The organism is Bacillus sp. JZ105, assembly GCF_053903125.1.
In genome coordinates this window covers 3,150,721-3,171,472 of sequence record NZ_CP096387.1, presented here as the reverse complement: position 1 = coordinate 3,171,472, position 20,752 = coordinate 3,150,721, and the positions used below count along the sequence as shown (strand labels likewise).

Here is a 20,752-nt window from a genome sequence, read left to right as displayed (position 1 = left end):
ATGTCATTTGCATCCGAAACAAAAAAAGAGCTGACTAATCTGGACGTGAAGGACTGCTGCACAAAAGCAGAGCTTTCTGCCCTCATCCGTATGAACGGTTCATTATCTTTCTCTAATCGAAAATTGATTTTAGATATACAGACAGAGAACGCAGCCATTGCAAGACGGATTTATACGCTGCTCAAAAAGAAATACGATGTGACAGTCGAACTGCTCGTCCGTAAAAAAATGAGATTGAAAAAGAATAACGTGTATATTGTCAGACTGGTAGAACGAGCGAAAACCATTTTAGAGGATTTAAAAATATTAGGTGAGCAATTTGTATTTGAGCGCAATATTTCAGAAGAACTTGTGAAGAAAAGATGCTGCAAGCGCTCCTATATGAGAGGTGCTTTTTTAGCAGGCGGTTCTGTGAATAACCCAGAAACGTCCTCCTATCACCTTGAAATTTTTTCACTATATAAAGAACATAATGATGCCCTTTGTGAGCTGATGAATCAATTTCATCTCAATAGTAAAACACTTGAGCGCAAAAAAGGGTACATTACGTACATGAAGGAAGCAGAAAAAATCACGGAATTCTTAAGCGTTGTGGGTGCTCATAACTCACTGCTTCGCTTTGAAGATGTGCGGATCGTCCGAGATATGAGGAACTCAGTCAACCGGCTCGTCAATTGTGAAACAGCAAACTTGAATAAAACGATAGGTGCATCACTGCGTCAGGTCGAGAACATTCAATTCATTGATGAAAAAATTGGGCTTGATGCCCTGCCGGAAAAGCTTCGTGAAATTGCCAAACTGCGAGTCGACTATCAAGAGGTCACGCTGAAGGAACTTGGAGAAATGGTGGAAAGCGGCAAGATCAGCAAGTCCGGGATTAACCACCGTTTAAGAAAGCTAGATCAAATCGCAGAACAATTACGAAACGGACAAGCTGTTACACTCAAATAGGAGAATGAAAAAGGGAGGCAGATCATATGGTGGAAAAAACGGTCACCATCCAGCTGAAAACAGGCTTGCAGGCACGTCCAGCTGCTTTGTTCGTACAAGAAGCCAATCGCTTTGGTGCTGATATTTTTCTAGAGAAAGATGGGAAAAAAGTCAATGCGAAAAGCATCATGGGTCTCATGAGTCTTGCGATCAGCTCTGGGGTTACTGTCACACTGATTGCAGATGGTGCGGATGAACAAGAAGCCATTGAGGCGTTAACAGATTTTATCAATCAAGAAAACTGAGTCTCTTCAAAGGCTCAGTTTTTTTAGGAGGGAATGTCATGATTCAATCAGCTTTTTTACAGAAGGTCGGATATGAAGGCCAGTCCATCACCTTGAAAGACTTGCCTGTATTATTAAAAAAAATGGCCTATACCTTTCCATTCGAAAATAGATCTGTTTTGAACAAACAATCCTACGCTTTGAATCAAGAAGGGTTGAAGCAGCATCTACTTGAAGAAAACCGAGGAGGTCTTTGTTACGATCTCAATCCTCTCTTATACTATGTGTTAAAAGAGGCAGGGCTCTCTGTACAGCTTCTTCAAGGCACAGTGTATAACAAAGAAGCGGATACGTGGGCAATTGATGGCACGCACGTAGCCATCATGTTGAAGCATCACAACGAACGCTTCCTCATTGATGCGGGATTTGGTGTGAATTTACCTCTTCAGCCTGTGCCTTTTACAGGAGATTGGGTGGAAGGGGCGTCAATGCGGTTTCGCGTCAAAGCTGAGGAAACCGAAAAAGGGACACATCTGCTCCAATTAGATAAGGGAGATGGCGCTGAAACAGGCTATGCTTTCACATTGAACGAAGTGGACGAGTCTGTATTAGCCCAAATGAGACACGAGATTTATGAAAATGAATCCTCTCCATTTAACAAAAGACCGCTTGCGTCAAAGCTCACGCCAACAGGACGTGTGATCGTTACTGAGGATCATGTCACCACACATGAACATGAAGAAGTATCGAAAAAGCCGCTTCCGATTCCTTTTGAGGATTACGTAAAAAAGCTTATACCGTAAACCACCATACGAAAAGACAGCCCCAGATCAAATAGGGCTGTCTTTTTTATTGATTATCGAATACGTGTGAAAGTCGCATAATGGTCTGTTGTTTTGTAAATGAGCCAGTCGCTTGAATACACAAGGCGGTCAGCATTGCGGAAGCCTGAAACGTAGTTGATGTCTGCCTCACGCCATGTTCGGCCGCTTGCTGAAGGAAGACGTCCCTCCCGGTTTGAGAAAATATCTCCACCAATGCTTTTACCTGGCGCCACTTCGGCTAGATTTCCCTTAGATGCCACCCATCCGAGAGCACTTGCTTGTGATTTCGTAATGTAGTTATCAGGCAGTCGTTTGTAGCGAATTAAATAATCTGCTACACCATCAAACGTATTAATGACGGCAAGGGTACGCACATCTGGCGTGAGCTGAATAGAAGCAGTTTCAGTTGTGGCTGTTGGTGTAAGAGGTGTTTCTGCATGAGCTTGCTGCGGGACAAATCCAGAAAACAGAATAGCAGTGATCAGAGCGAACATAGTAAAAACCGAACTCAATCTTTTCATCTTCATCCTCCTATTAAGGAAATCGGATGCCGTCCTCTTGATGCTTGTCTAGCTCATATTATAGCACCCGCACATGAAGGAAATGTAAAGAATCAGGATCTTTGCTAAAATGAGTCTTTTCTCCTTAAAGAAATAAATAAAAAGACGCAATTTCTGCGTCTTATCTGTTCAAGATAAAGCAAGCTCCTTCACAACATCAACAGGCGCCTTCCCATCTATTCCATGAATCACATTATGAATGGCTCGTTTCAGCATGAGATCCCTTGTTGTTTCAGTAGCGGAACCGATGTGAGGGGCTAAGGTGACATTGTTCATCTCTTTGAAAGGATGATCTTCTTGAAGCGGTTCCTGCTCATACACATCAAGACCAGCACCTTTGATCCATCCTTCCTGAAGTGCTTGAATGAGGCTTTTTTCATCTACTGTTTTCCCGCGGGAAATGTTTACAAATAAAGCCGTTTGCTTCATTAACTTCAATTCTCGTTCCCCAATCATATGATATGTTTCCTCGGTCAGCGGTGTAATCAACACGATGATATCAGCTTGTTTTAAAAGATCATCAAGTGCACAATAGACAGCGCCATACGCCGATTCAGCCTTTTCATTCCGGCTTCGGTTATGATAAAGAACGTTCATATCAAAACCATGAGCTGCCCGTTTGGCCACTTGTTCTCCGATACGTCCCATGCCAATAATACCGAGCGTTTGGTGATGTACGTCGATGCCAAAGATCTCTTCTTCCTGTACGAATTTCGTCCATTTTCCTTCACGGATAAAACGGTCAAGCTCGGCGATTCTTCGCGCAGAGGAGAGAATGAGCGAAAAGGCAAGGTCAGCCACGGTATGATCGAGCGTATAAGGAGTATGTGTACCAATCACGCCTCTTTGCCTCATCGCTTCTATATCAAAATTGTCATAGCCGACAGAGTTATTGCTCACCACCTTGAGTTTTGGTGCGTGATCTAACAGCTCTTGATCGATTTTTGTTCCAGACGTTAAAAGACCATCAGCGTGCTGCAGCTTCTCAAACAACATGTCTCTTGGAATAGGGTCTTTGGATTGCCAAACCTCGTATGTACAATGTTCCTTTAGCATTTCCTCAAAAGAGGCAGGCAAGGGTTTAGCGACAAAAATGTGTGGTGTCACAGTCAATTCGCTCCTTTCACATGGTCATCTTACTCCTTTTATTATAAAGCAACGATTTCGGCAGAACACGTTTGAATGTGAGCAGCTCAATATTTAATATACTGAAATAACGGTAAAGAAAGACATTTTCTTAGTGAAAAAGTAGATTCTTATGCCATCTGATGCATTTTTTATCTATATAAAAATAAGCTGATAGTAGATGAGACATGTGAAATTGCAAGATTTTACGAGAGGTTATCTGACAAACTGGAAAATAGATCGAGACTTTTTGATAGAAAATTTATTATATTTGAAATGTATTAAACGGGATGGCCATTTTCTACTAAACCATTTTATTGTCTTTTGATGTGATGAGAATAATAGATTGAAAACAAACCCGCGAAGCCGTTGGGATGCAGCGTAAAATAGAGAAAATGATGATATTTCTTCTCATCGTTTTCTCATTTTTTTCTTTTTTTTCTATCATTTTTCTTCTCTATTCTTGAGAACACAAGAAAGAAAAGGAGGATAGGCACGAGCTTACGTTACTTAAAAAAAGATGGGAGATGGCAAAATGGGATCAAAATTAGAACAGATTCTTCAGCACAATTCAGAGTTTGTGAATGAGAGACATTATGAGCCTTACAAAGCGGGAAAATTTCCTGAGAAAAAACTGGTTATTTTAACGTGCATGGATACCCGTCTTTTGGAATTATTGCCGCAATCTATGGGTCTGCGCAACGGGGATGCAAAAATCATTAAGAATGCAGGCGCCATCGTGACACATCCGTTCGGCAGTGTGATGCGGAGTATCCTGCTAGCTATCTATGAGCTAAAGGCAGAGGAAGTATGCATTGTAGGGCATCATGAATGCGGAATGGCAGGTCTTGCGGCGGACCCTTTACTTGAAAAGGCGAAAGCACGCGGAATCGAAGAGAAATGCTTAAGCATTGTGAAAAACTCAGGAGTTGATTTAAAGGGCTGGCTGACAGGCTTTGATTCAGTTGAAGAAAGCGTGGCCCAAAGTGTGAAATTAGTGAAAGAGCATCCACTGATGCCAAGTGATGTGGCAGTTCATGGACTGGTGATTCACCCAGCGACAGGAAAGCTGGATATCGTAGTGAAAGACAAACAAATTGACCCACAGTATACCTAAATCATCTACACATACTTGAAGGAGGCCAACACATACCATGCGTTTTTATGGAAGATTTGAAGGGTACAATTCATCAAAGTTTAGACGCGATTTAATCGCTGGGCTTGTCGTGGGCGTTGTGGCAATTCCTTTAGGCATGGCATTTGCCATTGCATCTGGTGTCGGACCAGAATATGGATTATACACAGTCATCGTTGCCGGCATTTTGATTTCATTGTTTGGTGGTTCAAAGTATCAGATCGGCGGGCCGACCGGGGCGTTTGTTCCAATTTTATTCGGGATCGTCAGCCAATACGGTATTGAAAACTTGCTCATTGCCGGTTTTATGGCAGGCTGTATGCTTGTATTATTCGGAATATTCAAACTAGGAAAGCTCATGAAATTTATTCCTCGTCCGGTTATCATCGGTTTTACTGCTGGCATTGCTGTCATTATTTTTTCAGGACAGATTGCCAACTTCCTCGGATTAAAGGGTGTTGAAAAACATGAAAGCTTTTTCCTCAATATGAGAGAAATCGTGGTGCATCTTGGTACCACAAACAGTCTCGCCATTATCACAGCCGTCATCGGGCTCATCGTGATTTTGGCGGCACAAAAATACATTCCCAAAATACCTGGTGCTCTATTAGGTTTATTGGCTTCTACGTTTCTAGCCGTTCTCTTTTTTCAAGGACAAGTTGAAACGATTGGCTCTGCATATGGTGAAATCCCTCGTCAGCTGCCAACCTTCGCTTTTCCTGAATTGACGATTGAAAAAATGATATACCTCCTGCCTCCAGCAATTGTCATTGCACTTTTAGGCGGCGTGGAATCGATTTTATCCGCAATGGTCGCTGATCATATGAAAGGCTCTAAGCATGACAGCAATAAAGAGCTTGTGGGGCAAGGAATTGCCAATATGGCGGCACCGCTGTTCGGAGGAATTCCAGCGACGGGAGCTATTGCCCGAACGGCAACGAACATAAAAAATGGCGGGGCAAGTCCGATTTCTGGTGTCGTGCATGGCGTTGTCGTCTTGCTGATCTTAATGGTATTTGCGCCGTATGCGTCGATGATTCCACTTGCTGCTATGGCACCGATTTTAATGTTTGTTGCTTGGAATATGAGTGAGAGAAAAGAGTTTATCAATATTTTGAAAGTGAAAAATGCTGATTCGCTTGTACTGGTCGTGACTTTCCTGCTCACAGTGATCGGTGATTTGATTATTGGCGTCACTGCTGGTCTCATTTTAGCGTTTATCGCCTTTATCAAAAAAATGAGCCAGACGACCAATATCCATACAAATGTCGCCGTTCCTCAAATGGAAACAGCAGCTGCTTTAGAAAAACAGACAGAGGAGAAAGGGATCAGTATGTATTCCATTGAAGGGCCGCTCTTTTTCGGCACAACAGATTCATTAGAAAATTCGATATTGGATCATGTTCAAACAAAACCGAAAACGCTCATTCTGCTTATGAATAAAGTCAATTACATGGACACATCGGCAGAAGCGGTTCTAATGAATATCTCCAATCGGTTAAAGCATCATAATGGAAAGCTGATGATCGTTGGACTTCAATCACAGCCTAAGGAGCTTTTACATCGAACGGGACTATTCCATCATATCGGAAAACAGCATTTCTTTGAACGAACGGATGACATTTCACCACAGCATCTTTAAGGCGTAAAAAACACGTGACAGCTTGGTCACGTGTTTTTTACTGGCTCTTTTTCTCCAGAAAAACGCTTTGTGAGTTTTTGTTGATGAGCGCTGAAGATCTCTTCTACTGTGACATCATATTGATCCGCTAAAATGAGGAGATTTGCTAAAACATCTCCCATTTCTTCAATGAGTTCTTTCTTCAGCTCAGATGATTCCTGTCTCTGCTCATCAGGCCGGTCTCGTCCGATTTCTATTGCTCTAACAGCGCGAGCGAGTTCTCCCGTTTCTTCCATTAAGAAGCCTAACCGGATAAACGGTCCGTATTCTGTCCAATTTCTCGTTTGATAAAAATCCTTGATCCACTTCTCCATCTCAGTTGTTTGCATTCTCTCTATACAGCTCCTTATATGGTGTTCACTCTTTTGATTTTACACTATATATAGAAAAAACGGCTGTTTCTTTACAAATCATTATAGTAGAATGAGTGGGTGAAGAAATCATAGAGAGAGATGGGGCTGTTTTGATGAAAACGATTTGTGTGTTTGCTGGTTCGAATCCAGGTGTAAATGATGTCTATAAACAAAAGGCTGTAGAGCTGGGTGCTTATATGGCGAAGCAGGGCATTCGTCTTGTTTACGGCGGATCGCGTATTGGGTTAATGGGCGCGATTGCCGATGAGGTCATGAGACATGGTGGGCAAGTGATCGGGGTCATGCCTAAGGGACTTTTTAGAGGAGAAGTCGTGCATCAAGAGCTGACAGAGCTAATTGAGGTAACAGGCATGCATGAACGAAAAGCAAAAATGAGCGAGCTGGCCGATGGGTTTATTGCCATGCCAGGCGGCTTTGGTACATATGAAGAATTATTTGAGGTGCTGTGCTGGGCACAAATCGGCATCCATCAAAAGCCGATCGGATTGTATCAAGTGAATGACTACTTCAACCCGCTCATAGACATGGTGAAATTTAGTATACAAGAAGGTTTTTCGAATGAATCACACCTTCAATTGTTACATGCTTCGAGTGAACCGGAGGAATTAATCACGCAGATGGCTTCTTATCAAACACCGTCTCTTCAGCAGAAATGGACGGAGCTGTCTTAAAGTATATGTCAATCACAAAAAACCGTCTGTTCAAGGAACAGACGGTTTGTGTTGTGATCATTATTTTTGGTCTTCTGTATTACGGGTCAAGACTTTGTCAATGAGTCCGTATTGAAGTGCTTCTTCCGCTGTTTTGAAGTTGTCACGATCTGTATCGCGCTCAATGACTTCAATTGGCTGACCAGTACGTTCAGCAAGTACTTGGTTCAGTTTATCGCGTAAAGAAAGGATTCGTTTTGCCGCAATTTCAATTTCTGTTGCTTGACCTTGGGCACCACCGAGTGGTTGGTGAATCATGACTTCACTGTTTGGAAGAGCATAACGCTTACCTTTTTCACCAGCAGCAAGCAGGAACGCACCCATAGATGCAGCCATACCAATACAAATAGTTGATACCTTTGGTTTAATAAATTGCATCGTATCGTAAATGGCCATACCAGCTGTGATTGAACCGCCAGGGCTGTTAATGTAGATAGAAATATCTTTTTCTGGATCTTCAGCTTCTAAGAAAAGCAGCTGTGACACGATGGAGTTGGCAACATTGTCATCGATCGCAGAACCAAGCATGATAATACGGTCTTTTAAAAGACGAGAATAAATGTCGTAAGCTCTTTCCCCACGATTTGTTTGCTCAATGACTGTAGGTATTAAATTCATAATGTTCCTCCTTCACCTTTTAGGTAAGTATGTAATTCAATGATACATTTTTGGTCAATAAAGGTCAAACAAAACGCTGACCTAAATTCAAATACCCCTATCCATTTTCCCCAAAATCATTCCACTTCAAACCATCATATTAGTGTATGAATCCAAAGTAAGAAAATACATCATCATGACGAATGATTAATCATTGCTTTCTTGCAGCATTTCCCTTATAATTTGATATGCTGACGTTCAAAAAACATATCGTGCGCTCGTAGCTCAGTTGGATAGAGCGGTGGTTTCCGGTACCACGTCTGTCGGGGGTTCGAATCCCTCCGAGCGCGTATCTGACCTTGCTTACGATGATAAAGGTCTGTCATGAACCCCTCTTCATTTGAAGAGGGGTTTTTGTATGTTCAATCGGATTGATCGTTCTCTTCTAATAAAGCTAGGGTAAGCAAGTGAAAAAATGATCTTGTTGCAACACAGCAACATCTATCCGAGGATAATAAAATAACCCCCATTCTTAACATAGAGTGGGGGTTATTGCTATAAAGGAGTTATCTGCCTTTCTGGCCTTTCCTGTAAATAGCCGCAGGTATAATTGTAAGAAGAACAATGATAAATCCAATCACGGATACAGTATTTTTTATTGTATTGTCATTCACAGTGAAGTTTGTCACGATCATTGCCGCCAGACAAAGAATGATAATTAAATAACTGTATTTCTCCAAGACTTTCACAAAATATCCCTCCAATATGAATCTATAAAATTGAAACAATTATTATAATATGATATTTTTACCTCGTATACAAAAAATAAACAAGAAAGGGGTATATTGGATGACAACTATTTTTCATAAGAAGAGTGTTATATGCTTCATAACAGCTCTTTTCATGTTATTGTCAACGATTTTTACTGCGAATGCAACAGCAATTAGTCCTAATTCAGAAGTGGATGAAGAGTATCAAGAGTTGCTAGAGGTTTTATTGGCGATTGAAGCTTTACCTGACAGCGTTATTGCAAAAGGAGATGAAGCCGTAGTTAAATGGTTGAAAGAGAACTCTAATATCCCTCTTCAACGACAGGGTGAGGTTGTTACTATGGGTGTAGTTGGTTGTATTTCTGCGGTTGGCACTGCCATTATAACCAATGTTATACCAATAGCAAAAATCGCAAAAGTCAAGTCCGCAATAAAAGCTGCAGGAGGCGCGACAAAATTTGTTAAAACATTGATTCCAGCGTATAAAGCCGCCAGACAGGCGGGAAAAAGTAAGTGGAATGCTGTAAAAGCAGCTGTAAATAAAGCAGCGAAAAATGCTAGTCCTGAAGCAAAAAGAGCACTGCTTGAATTTTTCAATATAGGAAATGTGTATTCAGCGTGCTTTGAATAAATATCAAAACATCAGATCCGATCTCCATTGAAAAACATTCTGATGCATTTAAAAAAATGCTGCTCAAATCATAATGTGAAAAAGACAAAGTGCTTATTAGGAGACTTTGTCTTTTTTTCTGCCACTTTATCATGAAATACTGGACATAAGACTCATTTCTTCCGTCTTCAGGCGTATTTGTTGAGCCAGTTCACTGTATATGATTAACATGGAAGAGAATTGACAATGAGGAGGAATTTCTTGTGGCGAAGATTTTATTGATTACGTTTCCAGCTGAAGGACATGTGAACCCTATGTTAGGAATGATCAAAGCATGGGCGGATCGAGGCGATGAAGTGCATGCGGTCACAACTGTACATTATGAGGAACGGATTAAACGCTTAGGCGCTCACGTACATATACATCCAGACTATATTCGGACATTACATGTGGAAGAAGGAGATTTAGATTCTATGCAGCCGTTCTTTCATGCCATACTGCAAACATCCTATGATATTTTAGAGGTGGTGGAAACACTTTCCGAGAAGCATTCATTTGATTTGGTTTACTTTGATATGTTTGGGGCAGGGGAGCTTGTTCGAGATTACTTGCACATTCCGAGCATTGGGTCCAACCCATCTTTTGTGCTGCAAGAGGCGCATTTTGATACACCGCTATACAGAAAGGATGAGAAAGCCGATCATCTGTTAGAAAAAATACAAGAGCGTTTTGGCGTTCAGCCAACGCGTTTGATGCAATTTATGAAAAACCGTGGAGAATTGAATATCGTCTATACAAGTGAATATTTCCAGCCGTCTGTTGATTCATTAAACGATTCGTTTGTTTTCGTTGGACCGAGCTTTTTAAAAAGAGCCGACCAGCATGATTTCCCGCTGGAAGCACTTGAGCGAGAAAAAGTCGTTTTTATTTCCATGGGCACCGTTCTTGGGGATACAGAAGCATTTTTTAATATGTGTATAGATGCTTTCGAAGACTTTGACGGAAAAGTGATTATCGCAACAGGTGAAAAAGTAGATCGTTCTCTCTTAAAAGAGGCGCCTGCTCATTTTCTGATCGAGCCTTATGTGCCGCAGCTTGAAGTGCTCGAACTGACAGATGTGTTTTTAACGCACGGCGGGATGAATAGTGTCAATGAAGGGATTCATTACCACGTTCCGATGGTCGTCATTCCAGTCGATAAAGATCAGCCGATGGTGGCACAAAGACTGACCGAATTATCTGCTGCCTGTGCACTTGATAAAGATCAGCTGACACCAAAGCAGCTAAGAGAAACGGTTGAGACGGTTTTAGGCAGTGACACGTACCGTGCGGGGATTGAGAAAATTGAAGAAAGCTTCCAAACAGCAGGTGGAACAGAAAAAGCATTAAAGGTGATCGACCAATTCATACAAGCGAAACAAACTCAATAGATAACTTATTTTCAAAGGTGGGTGCTCTATTCAAATGGAGCCCGCTTGACAAAAAATAACCAATCTTTTATCGTATACGTAACAAACGACGGAAGGGTGACCCAATGCAATGAAGTACTAATCCTATGACCTGTAAGCAAAATGAACAAACGAAGGCAGTGAGCAAACGATCAGTTTGCCATGTTTGCTGCGTTTTCATTTTTTAGCTTCGGAATAGGATGGTACAGCTTGGGATCAAAAAATGAAGTGATGGATACGTGGGATGTGTGTGTTCAAATAGGAACAGCACTCCATACTGGATCAATCCGCTTATTTTTGTACACCATTTTGCCTCCTATTCTGAGAATGGGAGGCTTTTTCATGTCTCCTGATATGAAAGGAGAGGATTGGATGTTATTAAAAGCCAATCAGTTAAAGGTATTTCGAAAAGATCGCTTGTTATTTGATATTGAGGAGCTCGCCATCCATCAAGGGGACCGCATTGGTCTTGTAGGGACAAATGGCAGCGGAAAAACGACTTTATTGCATGTGCTGGCAGGACAGGAAACACCAGACAGCGGCACGGTTGCCGCCACAGCGGTCTGTACGCTGCTTCCTCAATTGAAACAAGGAGACGGCAGACAGAGTGGCGGTGAAATGACTCAGACTTATATTGAAAGAGCATTAAGCCGGCCGTCTGCCCTTTTATTAGCAGATGAACCGACCACTCATTTGGATACGGAGCATATTGAGTGGCTGGAAGATAAGCTGCGTCATTATCAAGGAGCTCTCATTGTTGTTTCACATGATCGTGCTTTTTTAGATGCAATATGTACGGAGATTTGGGAGCTGGATCATGGGAAGCTTCATCATTACAAAGGCAATTACACACATTTTGCACAGCAAAAAGAGCTGGCGCATCGTCAGCAGGTGGAAGCGTATGAAGCTTATACACAAAAGAAAAAACAGTTAGAGCATGCACTGGAAAAGAAAAAGAAAAAGGCGGACAAAGCGACAAAGCCCTCCCAAAAGGTGAAATCCTCAGGGCCTAAAATTGCAAAGCCCTACTATGCAAATAAGCAAAAAAAGCTGCAAAAAACAGCCAAATCCATTGAAACAAGGATGGAGAAATTAGAAAAGGTGGAGAAGGTAAAGGACATTCAGCCCATTCAAATGACTCAGCATACGATGAAGGAAACAGCAAGCCGTACCATTTTGCGAGTGGAAAATGTAGATGGCAAGGCGGGCGATAAAGTGCTCTGGAAGAAGGCGAATGTGGAAGTGAGGGGCGGAGACAAAGTGGCCATTATCGGAAAGAACGGGAGCGGCAAAACGACATTTCTCCGTATGTTAGTAAATGGACACCCCGGAGTTACTCGTTCAGAGGCTGTCAAGCTAGCCTATTTTCGTCAGAATCTGTCAGGACTGAAGGTAGCTGAATCGATTTTACAAAATGCGCTGAAAGAGGCAGTTCAAGACGAGACAGTGGTTCGAACGGTTTTGGCGAGACTAGGATTTAGAGGGGATGATGTGCATAAGCCTGTTGAGGTTTTAAGCGGGGGAGAACGGGTGAAGACGATGCTTGCGTCCTTACTCGTCAGTGATGCCAATGTTCTCATGCTGGATGAACCGACGAACTTTTTAGATCTGGCGGCAGTTGAAGCACTTGAAGGTCTATTGAAGGATTACCCAGGTACCGTTGTGTTTGTTTCCCACGATCGCAGGCTGATTGAGGAGGTTGCCACTCGTATTTTCCATATTCATGAGAAACGTATTGAAGGATTTGACGGCACATATGAAGCCTATAAACAAAAGGAAGAAAAACCAGCTGTGACAAATAGAGAAGAGGAGCTTCTGTTAATTGATATGCAGCTGTCTGAAGTGCTCAGCCGTTTAAGTATTGAGCCGTCGCAAGAGCTTGAAGAGACATTTCAAGCATTATTGAAACAAAAAAAGTCTTTGGAGTCATAAAAGAAAACCCCTGTTTACTCTACAGGGGTTTCAGCGTGTAGACAAACCCTCGCATTCTTTGTCAGTCCTGCGTGCCGGTGCTCACGAATGTACAATTCGCTCCGCTCCGGTACTCGTCCTTTCTAGACTGCAAAGGTTTTCTATCACGCTGAAAAGAAGACAAAGAGCTAAAATAAAGATCATTTTAGCCCTTTGTCAACAATCTAAAGCCCCTGTTTACTCTACAGGGGTTTGTTCATGTCGTTCTTTTTTTAATTGTTCAAGTTCACTCACTGTGACGAGCTGGTAGCCTTGTTTGGTGAGTTCACGGATGATCTTTACTGCTGCTTGGGCTGAGCTTTCATAAATATCGTGCATTAACACTGTTCTGCCATCGGCTGCATGTGAGAGAACGCGGTTTGTGATCTGCTGGCTGTTGCGGATTTTCCAATCCTCAGGATCAACATCCCACAAAGTGACCTTCATCCCAACCGCCTGATTGATGTCTTGATTTGTACCGCCATATGGCGGTCTAAAGTGCGTAGGTGTATATCCGCTTGCTTTCTCAATCAGCTTCTGGGTGTCCTTCACTTGTTTTACGGCTTCTTCTAAAGGCAGTCTTGTTAATAAAGGGTGATTGTAGGAATGGTTTCCGATCTCATTCCCGCCTTTTAAAATATCGGCAAGCATTCCAGGATAATATTGCACCCTGCTGCCTAATACGAAAAAGGTAGCATGTCCTTTATTTGCCTTCAGCGCGTCTAAAATTTTTGTGGTTGTCGCTGGATTCGGTCCATCATCAAATGTGAGGGCGATGGCTTTTTTATTCGGGTCAAGCTTTGATTTTTGCGGCAGCTTGACGGCTTTTCTTTTTGGATTCGGTTCTTTTATTTCATTTTTATTTTTGATTTTATCCATATATTCTGGCTTTAATATGTCCTTCAGCAATGTCTTTTTGATCGCGAGCGTTTGCGGACCAAGATCCTCTGCGGCTACTTGAGATGCAGGGAAATAAAATTCTACATATTTGTCTTTCAAGGCAAATTGACTGAAGTTTTGAGCATCAGGGGCTGTTCCTTTCTGAAGGAGAGGCTGATCCTTAGATAAGGTTTTGTCCTTTCGAAGCTCTGTATATGTAATATAGGATAATTTCTTTAAATAATTGGTTTTAGGCAGAAATAAATCTTTTGTGTCAAGAAAGGTTTTTTTCTGAAAATCAAAGTTAATCGTGAGATGATTGGTGGTTCCTTTTTGCTGGCCGGTATACGTATAGGTCGTAAAGCGAATGGCAGCAGACTGCTTCGCATAATGCACCATTTCATAATCAATATTCAATTCATAGCGTTTATTTTCATCGATATCCTTTGCTTCACTGAATGTTTTTTTGAAATGCTCTAATGCTGAATTGACATAGCTTTGAATCTTGTCATCTAGCTCTTTTTGATGAAAAAGAGGATAGTTGACTGCATATCTCATAAATTTCCCGTCATTTACGAGAGTGACAATTTCTACGTTTTTATAGTTCGTATCCTGCTTTACATTTTTCTTCTCTGTACCGCTTGCTTGTTGATTTTGAAAGAAAGCAACTGCTCCAATGACGACTGCAAGCGCAAATAGGACGATACTCCATTTTCCCTTTACTGACACAACTTTCAGATCTCCTCTCATGACGGGTCATTCCTTATTAGTATGACATCTATTTGTAATATTTTTATAACATTTGACTTACTTTTGTAATTTTAGTGGATATTCATGTGAAAAGTCAACTATTTTCCTATTAAACTATGAAAAAATGAAAGACCGTTCTAATCGGCAAAAAGAAATCTCCCCTCTCTCTGCTCCGCACATACCTTCATTAATTAAAAAATAGGTGTACATTGATTTTTTAGGAGCTGGCGGCTATAATTTTGTTGATTATGATTCTCATTTTCAAACTGACTTTTAATGAAGAAAAGGATGACACCGATTTTGCAGGATAAGCGAAAACATCAACAAACACGATCATCACATATTCTGTTCTTTTTGATATTTTTTTTCGCCGTCATTGGTTTAGCGGCTGCCATGTTTTTTGCTGTGTCATACGGTGCAAAAACATTGTCTCTGCAAACGGTTTGGACAGCTGTATTTGACTACCAGTCAAATGTCACAGAGCAGCAGATCATCCATGAATTAAGACTTCCTCGTGTGTTAGGGGCAGCTCTAGTGGGAGCGGCGTTTGCCGCAGCGGGTGCTCTTATGCAGGGCATCACAAGAAATCCACTGGCAGATGCGGGGATTTTGGGTATTAATGGAGGTGCGATGTTTGTGGTCGCACTCTGTTTTGCTTTTTTTCCAGGAATACCTTATTCGGCACTGATGTTTTTTTCCTTCATTGGTGCTGTGCTCAGTACGCTGCTGATCTTTGCAATTGGGGCGGCTGGCGGCATATTGACACCGGTGCGCCTCACTGTGGCAGGATCGGTTGTAGCCGCATTGCTTCATGCGCTCAGCTCTGGGATCGCGATTTATTTTGACCTGAGTCAGGACCTGGCTTTTTGGTATGCAGGCGGCGTAGCTGGAGTGAAATGGCCGCAGCTGACGATTCTTGCCCCGGTCATTCTGATTGTGATCGTATGGGCAATGCTATTAGGACGGTCACTTTCCTTACTATCGCTCGGTGAAGATACAGCGGCAAATTTAGGGGTGAAAACACGGCAGGTGCGAATACTAGGAATGACTGCTGCTGTGTTATTAGCAGGGGTTTCTGTATCAGCAGTCGGATCGATTGGGTTTGTCGGTCTCGTCATCCCGCATATTGCACGAAAGTTTGTTGGTGTAGACTATCGTTTCGTCATTCCGATGTCAGCGATATTAGGCGCAATGCTGCTTGTCTTTGCAGACCTTGCCAGCCGTACAGTCAATCCGCCAAGAGAGCTTGCCATTGGCGTGATGGTAGCACTTGTTGGTGTACCTTTCTTCTTATACATTGCCAGAAAAGAAGGGAGGAACCTGTCATGAGAGAGAAACAGCGTGCTCTTGTCGTGACAGTCGTTTTGCTTTGCCTGAGTGCGGCTGCTGTGCTGTATAGTTTAAATACCGGTACGCTGAAACTAAGCCCTGTCATGGTCGTCAAGACATTATTTGGCTTTGGAGATTTCCAAAGTGAAACGGTGCTGTTTGACTATCGTCTGCCTCGAATCGTGGTGACGATGTTAGCTGGTATTGGTCTTGGCATTGCTGGAGGCATTTTGCAGAGCTTATCCCGTAACCCGCTGGCCGATCCTGGAATAATTGGACTGAATGCAGGGGCAGCGTTTGGCTTAATTGTGTTTGTGACTTATTTTCACGCACTTGAAGGCAATCCGTCTCTTCTTATTCCGCTCTTTACGTTTGGCGGCGGACTGCTTGCGGCAGCGGTCATCGTGCTTCTTGCATATGACCGGCATGAAGGGCTTGTTCCTATTCGGCTGATCTTAGTTGGCATTGCGGTTGCTGCGGGATTTAGTGCACTCACCTTATATTTGTCTTTGAAGCTGGATGAAGATACATACACGTTTGCTTCAAGGTGGCTTGTGGGCAATGTATGGGGGAGAGACTGGATTCATGTGCTGGCACTTCTGCCTTGGATTGTATGCCTTGTGCCGTTTACGCTGATGCAGTCAAACACGCTCAATGCATTGACATTAGGAGATGCTGTCGCCTCAAGTGTAGGTGTACGTGTCCAGCGTAAACGTCTCCTTTTGCTGACCTTAGCGGTAGGCCTCGCGAGTGCAAGTGTTTCGATGACAGGCAGTATTGGCTTTATAGGCCTCGTCGCTCCGCATTTGGCCAGGCGGCTTGTCGGTTCACTGCATCAGTATTTTTTACCAGTTAGTGCGCTGCTTGGCTTGTTGATTTTGGTCAGTGCCGATACAATCGGACGTTCCATCTTTGCTCCAAATGCCATACCGGCGGGTGTGGTCGTGGCCTTTATCGGTGCGCCGTATTTTCTTTATTTATTAACTAAAACGAAATAAACACGAAAGAGGAACTCATCATGAAAAAATTACTAGTGTTTGGATTAACGCTCTGTTTCTTGCTTCTTGCCGCTTGCGGACAACAGGAAACAAAGAATACAACAAATGAAAAGACCAATGGCACACCAAAGATTGCTTCCTTGTCTATTCATTTAACAAATGACTTGTTAGCACTCGGTATCAAACCGGCGGGCTCTGTTGTAGGTGGAGACTTAAAAGATTTCCTTCCACATGCGAAAAAGCAGCTGAGTCAGACGAAGAAGCTCGGCATTGCAGCTGATCCAGATATGGAATCACTGCTTGCGTTAAAACCAGATGTCATTTATGTTGATGAAGAATTAGCCGGACAAGACTTATCGAAATATAAAAAGATCGCCAAAACAGAAGTGTTTAATTTAAATGATGGCACATGGCGGGATCATTTGAAAAAAATCGCCAAACACGTCAATAAAGAAAAAGAAGCGGATCAATATATTAAGAATTACAATCAAGAAGCAAAAGAGGTCAAATCGCTCATTAAGAAAAAGATTGGAAACGGAAAAGTCATGGCGATCCGTGTGACAGCAAAGGAGCTTCGCGTATTTAGCATGAAGCGCCCAATGGGTCCTATTTTATACGAGGATTTAGGCCTGACACCTGTCGATGGTGTGAAAAAGCTGGACAGCAAGCGCCCATTTGAAGTGATTTCTCAAGAGGTTCTTCCTGATTATGATGCTGATGCGATCTTTGTCGTTGTCAACCGTGATGATAAAGCGCAGCAGGCATTCAAGCAATTAGAAAAGACTCCGATTTGGAAGGGTCTAAAAGCAGTGAAGAAAAACCAAGTCTATCCGATTGCCGATCAGCCTTGGCTCGATTACTCAGCTCTAGGCAATAAAATGGCATTGGATGAAGCAAAAGAGATGTTTTCTAAATAAATAGCAAATGAAATCAGGCATCATTCCGTATATAGGAATGATGTCTCTTTTTTTGTTTCGTTCTTCTATTCATTCGGCTGATGCATACATATGAGAGAGAACGAGCATTACCGCCCATGAGAAGAAGAAAGGGAGGGGTTACAGTTGGAGGTTCAAAAAATTAGTGCAGGTACAATTGCAAGGCTTGTGCTGCTTTTACTGGCGCTTGTTAACAGTGCGCTAACTGCTGCGGGAAAAAGCCCAATTCCTATTGATGAAGAAGGCGTTCAACAATTCATCACACTGGCCTTTCTGGGGATTACATCACTATGGGCCTATTGGAAAAACAACGATATAACGAAAAAAGCACGAACAAAAAAAGAAGAATAACAGAAAAATGAGCCTTTCATGAATCAAAGGCTCTTTCAGCGTGTAGACAAACCCTCGCATTCGCCCGCAGGTCTGCGCTCCGGTGCTCACGAATGTTTCAATTCGCTCCGCTCCGGTACTCGCCCTTCCTAGACTGCAAAGGTTTTCTATCACGCTGAAAAGAAGACAAAGGGCTAAAATAAAAATCATTTTAGCCCTTTGTCAACAGTCTGAAAGAGCCTTTCATGAATCAAAGGCTCTTTTTCATCGAAGCGTCAAACGCCTCTCCCCGCAATCATTCTTCCTGAAAGGCTTACGCCCGGCGTTCTCCCATGTTGTTGAGGAAAGCTTTTACTTCCTCAATGCTTAAACCAATTGCCTTTGCTTCACTCATTAGACGCTTCCACTCTGCGATATTTGAATCAGTCAGCTTTCTATGGGTGACATGTAACGACTTTTCTTCCTGCTCCTTTCGGTACGTTTGGAGCAGCTGATAGAGCTCTTCTTTAGGCATGCCTGATTGGACGGCACTTACGATATGCTCCCGCCATTCGTGTTCACCACCCTCAGCGTAATGAAACATCATCGTCTCTGCATCAAACAGTTCTTGTAAATCAATCTCTAGTGAAGAGGATACCTTTTTTAAGAACTGGACAGATGGATTCCTGTGGACCCCGCGCTCAATTTTGCTCAAATATGACTTAGAGACATGAGCATCCTCAGCCAGCTGCTGAATCGAGTATCCTTTTCTCTTTCGGTAAATGCGTATCACCTTGCCTATCATTCGATCAATGATCTCCCTTCTCCCCGGCGAATAGTTCTGCGACCTTTTCGTTCATTATAAGAAATAAATTGTTCTTTATAAAATTCAAAAACGTAAGAATCAGGAAGTAAACAAAAGAAAACGAACGATTTCGTTCTTTAAAAAGAACTATAAGACCTATTATGACATTTTTCTTTGCGGGTATTATCTTTTATAATCCAATCATTAACAAAAAGAAACCATATATAACCTTTTTATGATGAAATCGGGAGGTATCTATGAATGAGAATATAGGTTTTAAGCAGCTGTTTTCTGTCATTAAAGAGAAAATGGCCCTTCTGATCCTGATTGTCCTGATCGTAACGGGCATTTCAGCCTATTATCAGTTCTATGTCTCGACTCCTGTATATCAGGCAACCACTCAAATTCTTGTTCATAAACGCAGCAATGACGCACAAGCAGATTTAAACGATATTCAGATGAACCTTCAATATACACGTACCTTTCAAGTTTTATTAAAAAGCCCAATTGTCATTGAAAAAGTAAAAGAAACACTCCATCTCACAGAATCAGCAGAAGGACTAAAACACAAAATTGCCACAAGTACAGAAAATGAGTCTGAGGTCATCAATATTTCTGTACAAGATGAGGATCGCGCGAAGGCAGTCGCCATTGCGAATACTGCAACAGAGGTGCTGCAAGAAGAAATCAAAAAAACAATGAATATGGATCGCATTAATGTTTTGTCTGAAGCCAAGCTGTCCAACACGATTCTGATGAATTCAAGGAAATTCGTTCATATCGTTCTGGCACTAGGCGCCTCTTTATTAGGGGGTATGACACTCATTTTCTTAATGAATTTACTCGATGATACTGTAAAACGAACACATCAAATAAGAGAAGAGATCGGATTGCCGTCGCTTGGCAGTGTCTATCAGATGCAGGCAGACAGGAGGGCCAAAAAAGACAAGCAGTCCGTCATAACGGGAGGACAGAACATTGATCTTTAAGAGGAAGAAAAGAGAAAAGAGAGGTTTATCCTGTATTTCTGTATTAAATCCTCACTCTGTCATTGCGGAACAATTCCGTACGATCCGAACAAACATCGAATTCACATCGATCCAAACAAGGCTGAAATCGATATTAGTGACCTCCTCCTTACCGAAGGAAGGGAAATCATTTACGGCTGCAAACTTAGCAGCTGTTTTCGCACAGCAGAACAAGCGGGTGCTGCTCATGGACGCTGATTTGCGAAAACCGGCCGTCCATGAATATTTTGACCTGAGTCATCACACCGGTTTGACGAATGTGCTATTAAATAATTGCAGCTTGGAAGAAGCCATTTTACCGACACCGATTGAGCATTTAGAGCTGCTTCCGAGCGGAACCATTCCGCCGAATCCAGCAGAGCTGCTCTCATCTTCTGTGATGAAGCAGCTATTTTATGAGATTGAACAGCAATATGACATGGTGATTGTTGATTCCACTCCGCTTCTGCCAGTTGCAGATGCAAAGATCTTGGCGAACCGGACAGATGGGAGCATTCTCGTTGTCTTAAGCGGCAAAACAAAGATTGCTGCTGTGAAGAAATCAAAAGAAGTATTAGAAGGAACAACAAGTAAACTGCTTGGAGCTATGCTAAATGGCAAGAAAGAGAAAAAGGGCAGGCTGTATATGTATTAAAAAGATTGATAGGTGATGTCTCCTAATCTTTAACAATGGAGGCACTCGATCCTGCTGTGGGCATAACCGGTGCCTTAGATGCTCGTC

General features: G+C 42.3%; 21 protein-coding genes and 1 tRNA gene. 16 read left to right on the top strand and 6 right to left on the bottom strand.

Translation table 11 applies throughout. The features are described 5' to 3' along the window. Genes whiA through M1D81_RS16395 form a run of 3 tightly spaced genes read left to right on the top strand, consistent with a single transcriptional unit; the run spans nucleotide 1 to nucleotide 2,017 of the window. Nucleotides 1–951 (top strand): DNA-binding protein WhiA, encoded by a 951-nt coding sequence (gene whiA, locus M1D81_RS16405; protein WP_024423550.1) that lies wholly within the window; start codon nucleotides 1–3, stop codon nucleotides 949–951. A 26-nt stretch (nucleotides 952–977) separates the two neighbouring features. Beyond that, nucleotides 978–1,235, top strand: a complete 258-nt coding sequence (locus M1D81_RS16400) for an HPr family phosphocarrier protein (RefSeq protein ID WP_024423549.1) — start codon at nucleotides 978–980, stop codon at nucleotides 1,233–1,235. A 38-nt stretch (nucleotides 1,236–1,273) separates the two neighbouring features. Further along, entirely contained in the window at nucleotides 1,274–2,017 is a 744-nt protein-coding gene (locus M1D81_RS16395; protein WP_456266336.1) for an arylamine N-acetyltransferase family protein, read from the top strand. A 53-nt stretch (nucleotides 2,018–2,070) separates the two neighbouring features. Here M1D81_RS16395 and M1D81_RS16390 read toward each other — a convergent pair whose 3' ends face one another. Further along, nucleotides 2,071–2,559, bottom strand: a complete 489-nt coding sequence (locus M1D81_RS16390; protein ID WP_087977349.1) for a ribonuclease — start codon at nucleotides 2,557–2,559, stop codon at nucleotides 2,071–2,073. A 168-nt stretch (nucleotides 2,560–2,727) separates the two neighbouring features. Beyond that, entirely contained in the window at nucleotides 2,728–3,705 is a 978-nt protein-coding gene (locus M1D81_RS16385; protein ID WP_456266337.1) for a 2-hydroxyacid dehydrogenase, read from the bottom strand. Between the two features lie 553 nt (nucleotides 3,706–4,258). Between M1D81_RS16385 and M1D81_RS16380 the strand changes: the two genes are divergently transcribed. Continuing rightward, a complete protein-coding gene (locus M1D81_RS16380; RefSeq protein WP_456266338.1) occupies nucleotides 4,259–4,840 on the top strand; it encodes a beta-class carbonic anhydrase in 582 nt (193 codons plus the stop codon). Between the two features lie 37 nt (nucleotides 4,841–4,877). Continuing rightward, the gene (locus M1D81_RS16375; protein ID WP_103131650.1) at nucleotides 4,878–6,500 is read left to right on the top strand and encodes a SulP family inorganic anion transporter; all 1,623 of its coding nucleotides are present in this window, start codon (nucleotides 4,878–4,880) and stop codon (nucleotides 6,498–6,500) included. A gap of 26 nt (nucleotides 6,501–6,526) precedes the next feature. Here M1D81_RS16375 and M1D81_RS16370 read toward each other — a convergent pair whose 3' ends face one another. Continuing rightward, a complete protein-coding gene (locus M1D81_RS16370; RefSeq protein ID WP_024427682.1) occupies nucleotides 6,527–6,868 on the bottom strand; it encodes a MazG nucleotide pyrophosphohydrolase domain-containing protein in 342 nt (113 codons plus the stop codon). 137 nt (nucleotides 6,869–7,005) lie between these two features. Between M1D81_RS16370 and M1D81_RS16365 the strand changes: the two genes are divergently transcribed. After that, nucleotides 7,006–7,584: an LOG family protein gene (locus M1D81_RS16365; RefSeq protein ID WP_024427683.1), complete on the top strand. Its 579-nt coding sequence runs from the start codon at nucleotides 7,006–7,008 to the stop codon at nucleotides 7,582–7,584. 60 nt (nucleotides 7,585–7,644) lie between these two features. Here M1D81_RS16365 and clpP read toward each other — a convergent pair whose 3' ends face one another. After that, nucleotides 7,645–8,241: an ATP-dependent Clp endopeptidase proteolytic subunit ClpP gene (gene clpP, locus M1D81_RS16360; RefSeq protein WP_024427684.1), complete on the bottom strand. Its 597-nt coding sequence runs from the start codon at nucleotides 8,239–8,241 to the stop codon at nucleotides 7,645–7,647. Nucleotides 8,242–8,494: 253 nt separating this feature from the next. On the opposite strand from clpP, the gene M1D81_RS16355 reads away from it, so the two are divergent. The 4 genes from M1D81_RS16355 (at nucleotide 8,495) to abc-f (ending at nucleotide 12,980) form a co-directional block, all read left to right on the top strand. Next, a tRNA-Arg gene (locus tag M1D81_RS16355) sits at nucleotides 8,495–8,570 on the top strand. Nucleotides 8,571–9,069: 499 nt separating this feature from the next. Then, nucleotides 9,070–9,621 (top strand): hypothetical protein, encoded by a 552-nt coding sequence (locus M1D81_RS16350; protein WP_456266339.1) that lies wholly within the window; start codon nucleotides 9,070–9,072, stop codon nucleotides 9,619–9,621. A 242-nt stretch (nucleotides 9,622–9,863) separates the two neighbouring features. Continuing rightward, nucleotides 9,864–11,030 carry a macrolide family glycosyltransferase gene (locus tag M1D81_RS16345; RefSeq protein WP_456266340.1) on the top strand — a complete coding sequence of 389 codons (1,167 nt, stop codon included), beginning with the start codon at nucleotides 9,864–9,866 and terminating at the stop codon, nucleotides 11,028–11,030. Between the two features lie 390 nt (nucleotides 11,031–11,420). After that, a complete protein-coding gene (gene abc-f, locus M1D81_RS16340; protein ID WP_456267097.1) occupies nucleotides 11,421–12,980 on the top strand; it encodes a ribosomal protection-like ABC-F family protein in 1,560 nt (519 codons plus the stop codon). A gap of 216 nt (nucleotides 12,981–13,196) precedes the next feature. On the opposite strand, the gene M1D81_RS16335 is transcribed toward abc-f, so the two are convergent. Beyond that, nucleotides 13,197–14,606, bottom strand: a complete 1,410-nt coding sequence (locus M1D81_RS16335; RefSeq protein ID WP_456266341.1) for a polysaccharide deacetylase family protein — start codon at nucleotides 14,604–14,606, stop codon at nucleotides 13,197–13,199. Nucleotides 14,607–14,903: 297 nt separating this feature from the next. Between M1D81_RS16335 and M1D81_RS16330 the strand changes: the two genes are divergently transcribed. The 4 genes from M1D81_RS16330 to M1D81_RS16315 all read left to right on the top strand — a co-directional run bounded on the left by M1D81_RS16330 (nucleotide 14,904) and on the right by M1D81_RS16315 (nucleotide 18,240). After that, on the top strand, nucleotides 14,904–15,956 hold the full coding sequence (locus M1D81_RS16330) for a FecCD family ABC transporter permease (RefSeq protein WP_456266342.1): 1,053 nt from the start codon (nucleotides 14,904–14,906) through the stop codon (nucleotides 15,954–15,956). Continuing rightward, a complete protein-coding gene (locus M1D81_RS16325; protein WP_456266343.1) occupies nucleotides 15,953–16,954 on the top strand; it encodes a FecCD family ABC transporter permease in 1,002 nt (333 codons plus the stop codon). Before M1D81_RS16330 ends, M1D81_RS16325 begins: the two co-directional genes overlap by 4 nt. A gap of 17 nt (nucleotides 16,955–16,971) precedes the next feature. Then, on the top strand, nucleotides 16,972–17,871 hold the full coding sequence (locus tag M1D81_RS16320; protein WP_372713610.1) for an iron-hydroxamate ABC transporter substrate-binding protein: 900 nt from the start codon (nucleotides 16,972–16,974) through the stop codon (nucleotides 17,869–17,871). A 144-nt stretch (nucleotides 17,872–18,015) separates the two neighbouring features. Then, nucleotides 18,016–18,240, top strand: a complete 225-nt coding sequence (locus M1D81_RS16315; protein WP_024423530.1) for a phage holin — start codon at nucleotides 18,016–18,018, stop codon at nucleotides 18,238–18,240. 292 nt (nucleotides 18,241–18,532) lie between these two features. On the opposite strand, the gene slrR is transcribed toward M1D81_RS16315, so the two are convergent. Next, nucleotides 18,533–19,003 carry an HTH-type transcriptional regulator SlrR gene (gene slrR, locus M1D81_RS16310; RefSeq protein ID WP_024426096.1) on the bottom strand — a complete coding sequence of 157 codons (471 nt, stop codon included), beginning with the start codon at nucleotides 19,001–19,003 and terminating at the stop codon, nucleotides 18,533–18,535. Between the two features lie 257 nt (nucleotides 19,004–19,260). On the opposite strand from slrR, the gene M1D81_RS16305 reads away from it, so the two are divergent. Then, entirely contained in the window at nucleotides 19,261–19,992 is a 732-nt protein-coding gene (locus M1D81_RS16305; protein ID WP_024423528.1) for a YveK family protein, read from the top strand. Continuing rightward, nucleotides 19,982–20,665, top strand: a complete 684-nt coding sequence (locus M1D81_RS16300) for a CpsD/CapB family tyrosine-protein kinase (RefSeq protein WP_456266344.1) — start codon at nucleotides 19,982–19,984, stop codon at nucleotides 20,663–20,665. The genes M1D81_RS16305 and M1D81_RS16300 overlap by 11 nt, the downstream gene beginning before the upstream one ends. Nucleotides 20,666–20,752: the final 87 nt, after the last annotated feature.

Bases quoted from the DNA above. Each gene is read 5' to 3' on its own strand.
- whiA (WP_024423550.1), top strand. From the start codon at position 1: ATGTCATTTGCATCCGAAACAAAAAAAGAGCTGACTAATCTGGACGTG.
- M1D81_RS16400 (WP_024423549.1), top strand. From the start codon at position 978: ATGGTGGAAAAAACGGTCACCATCCAGCTGAAAACAGGCTTGCAGGCA.
- M1D81_RS16395 (WP_456266336.1), top strand. From the start codon at position 1,274: ATGATTCAATCAGCTTTTTTACAGAAGGTCGGATATGAAGGCCAGTCC.
- M1D81_RS16390 (WP_087977349.1), bottom strand. From the start codon at position 2,559: ATGAAAAGATTGAGTTCGGTTTTTACTATGTTCGCTCTGATCACTGCT.
- M1D81_RS16380 (WP_456266338.1), top strand. From the start codon at position 4,259: ATGGGATCAAAATTAGAACAGATTCTTCAGCACAATTCAGAGTTTGTG.
- M1D81_RS16375 (WP_103131650.1), top strand. From the start codon at position 4,878: ATGCGTTTTTATGGAAGATTTGAAGGGTACAATTCATCAAAGTTTAGA.
- M1D81_RS16370 (WP_024427682.1), bottom strand. From the start codon at position 6,868: ATGCAAACAACTGAGATGGAGAAGTGGATCAAGGATTTTTATCAAACG.
- M1D81_RS16365 (WP_024427683.1), top strand. From the start codon at position 7,006: ATGAAAACGATTTGTGTGTTTGCTGGTTCGAATCCAGGTGTAAATGAT.
- clpP (WP_024427684.1), bottom strand. From the start codon at position 8,241: ATGAATTTAATACCTACAGTCATTGAGCAAACAAATCGTGGGGAAAGA.
- M1D81_RS16350 (WP_456266339.1), top strand. From the start codon at position 9,070: ATGACAACTATTTTTCATAAGAAGAGTGTTATATGCTTCATAACAGCT.
- abc-f (WP_456267097.1), top strand. From the start codon at position 11,421: ATGTTATTAAAAGCCAATCAGTTAAAGGTATTTCGAAAAGATCGCTTG.
- M1D81_RS16330 (WP_456266342.1), top strand. From the start codon at position 14,904: ATGAAGAAAAGGATGACACCGATTTTGCAGGATAAGCGAAAACATCAA.
- M1D81_RS16325 (WP_456266343.1), top strand. From the start codon at position 15,953: ATGAGAGAGAAACAGCGTGCTCTTGTCGTGACAGTCGTTTTGCTTTGC.
- slrR (WP_024426096.1), bottom strand. From the start codon at position 19,003: ATGATAGGCAAGGTGATACGCATTTACCGAAAGAGAAAAGGATACTCG.
- M1D81_RS16305 (WP_024423528.1), top strand. From the start codon at position 19,261: ATGAATGAGAATATAGGTTTTAAGCAGCTGTTTTCTGTCATTAAAGAG.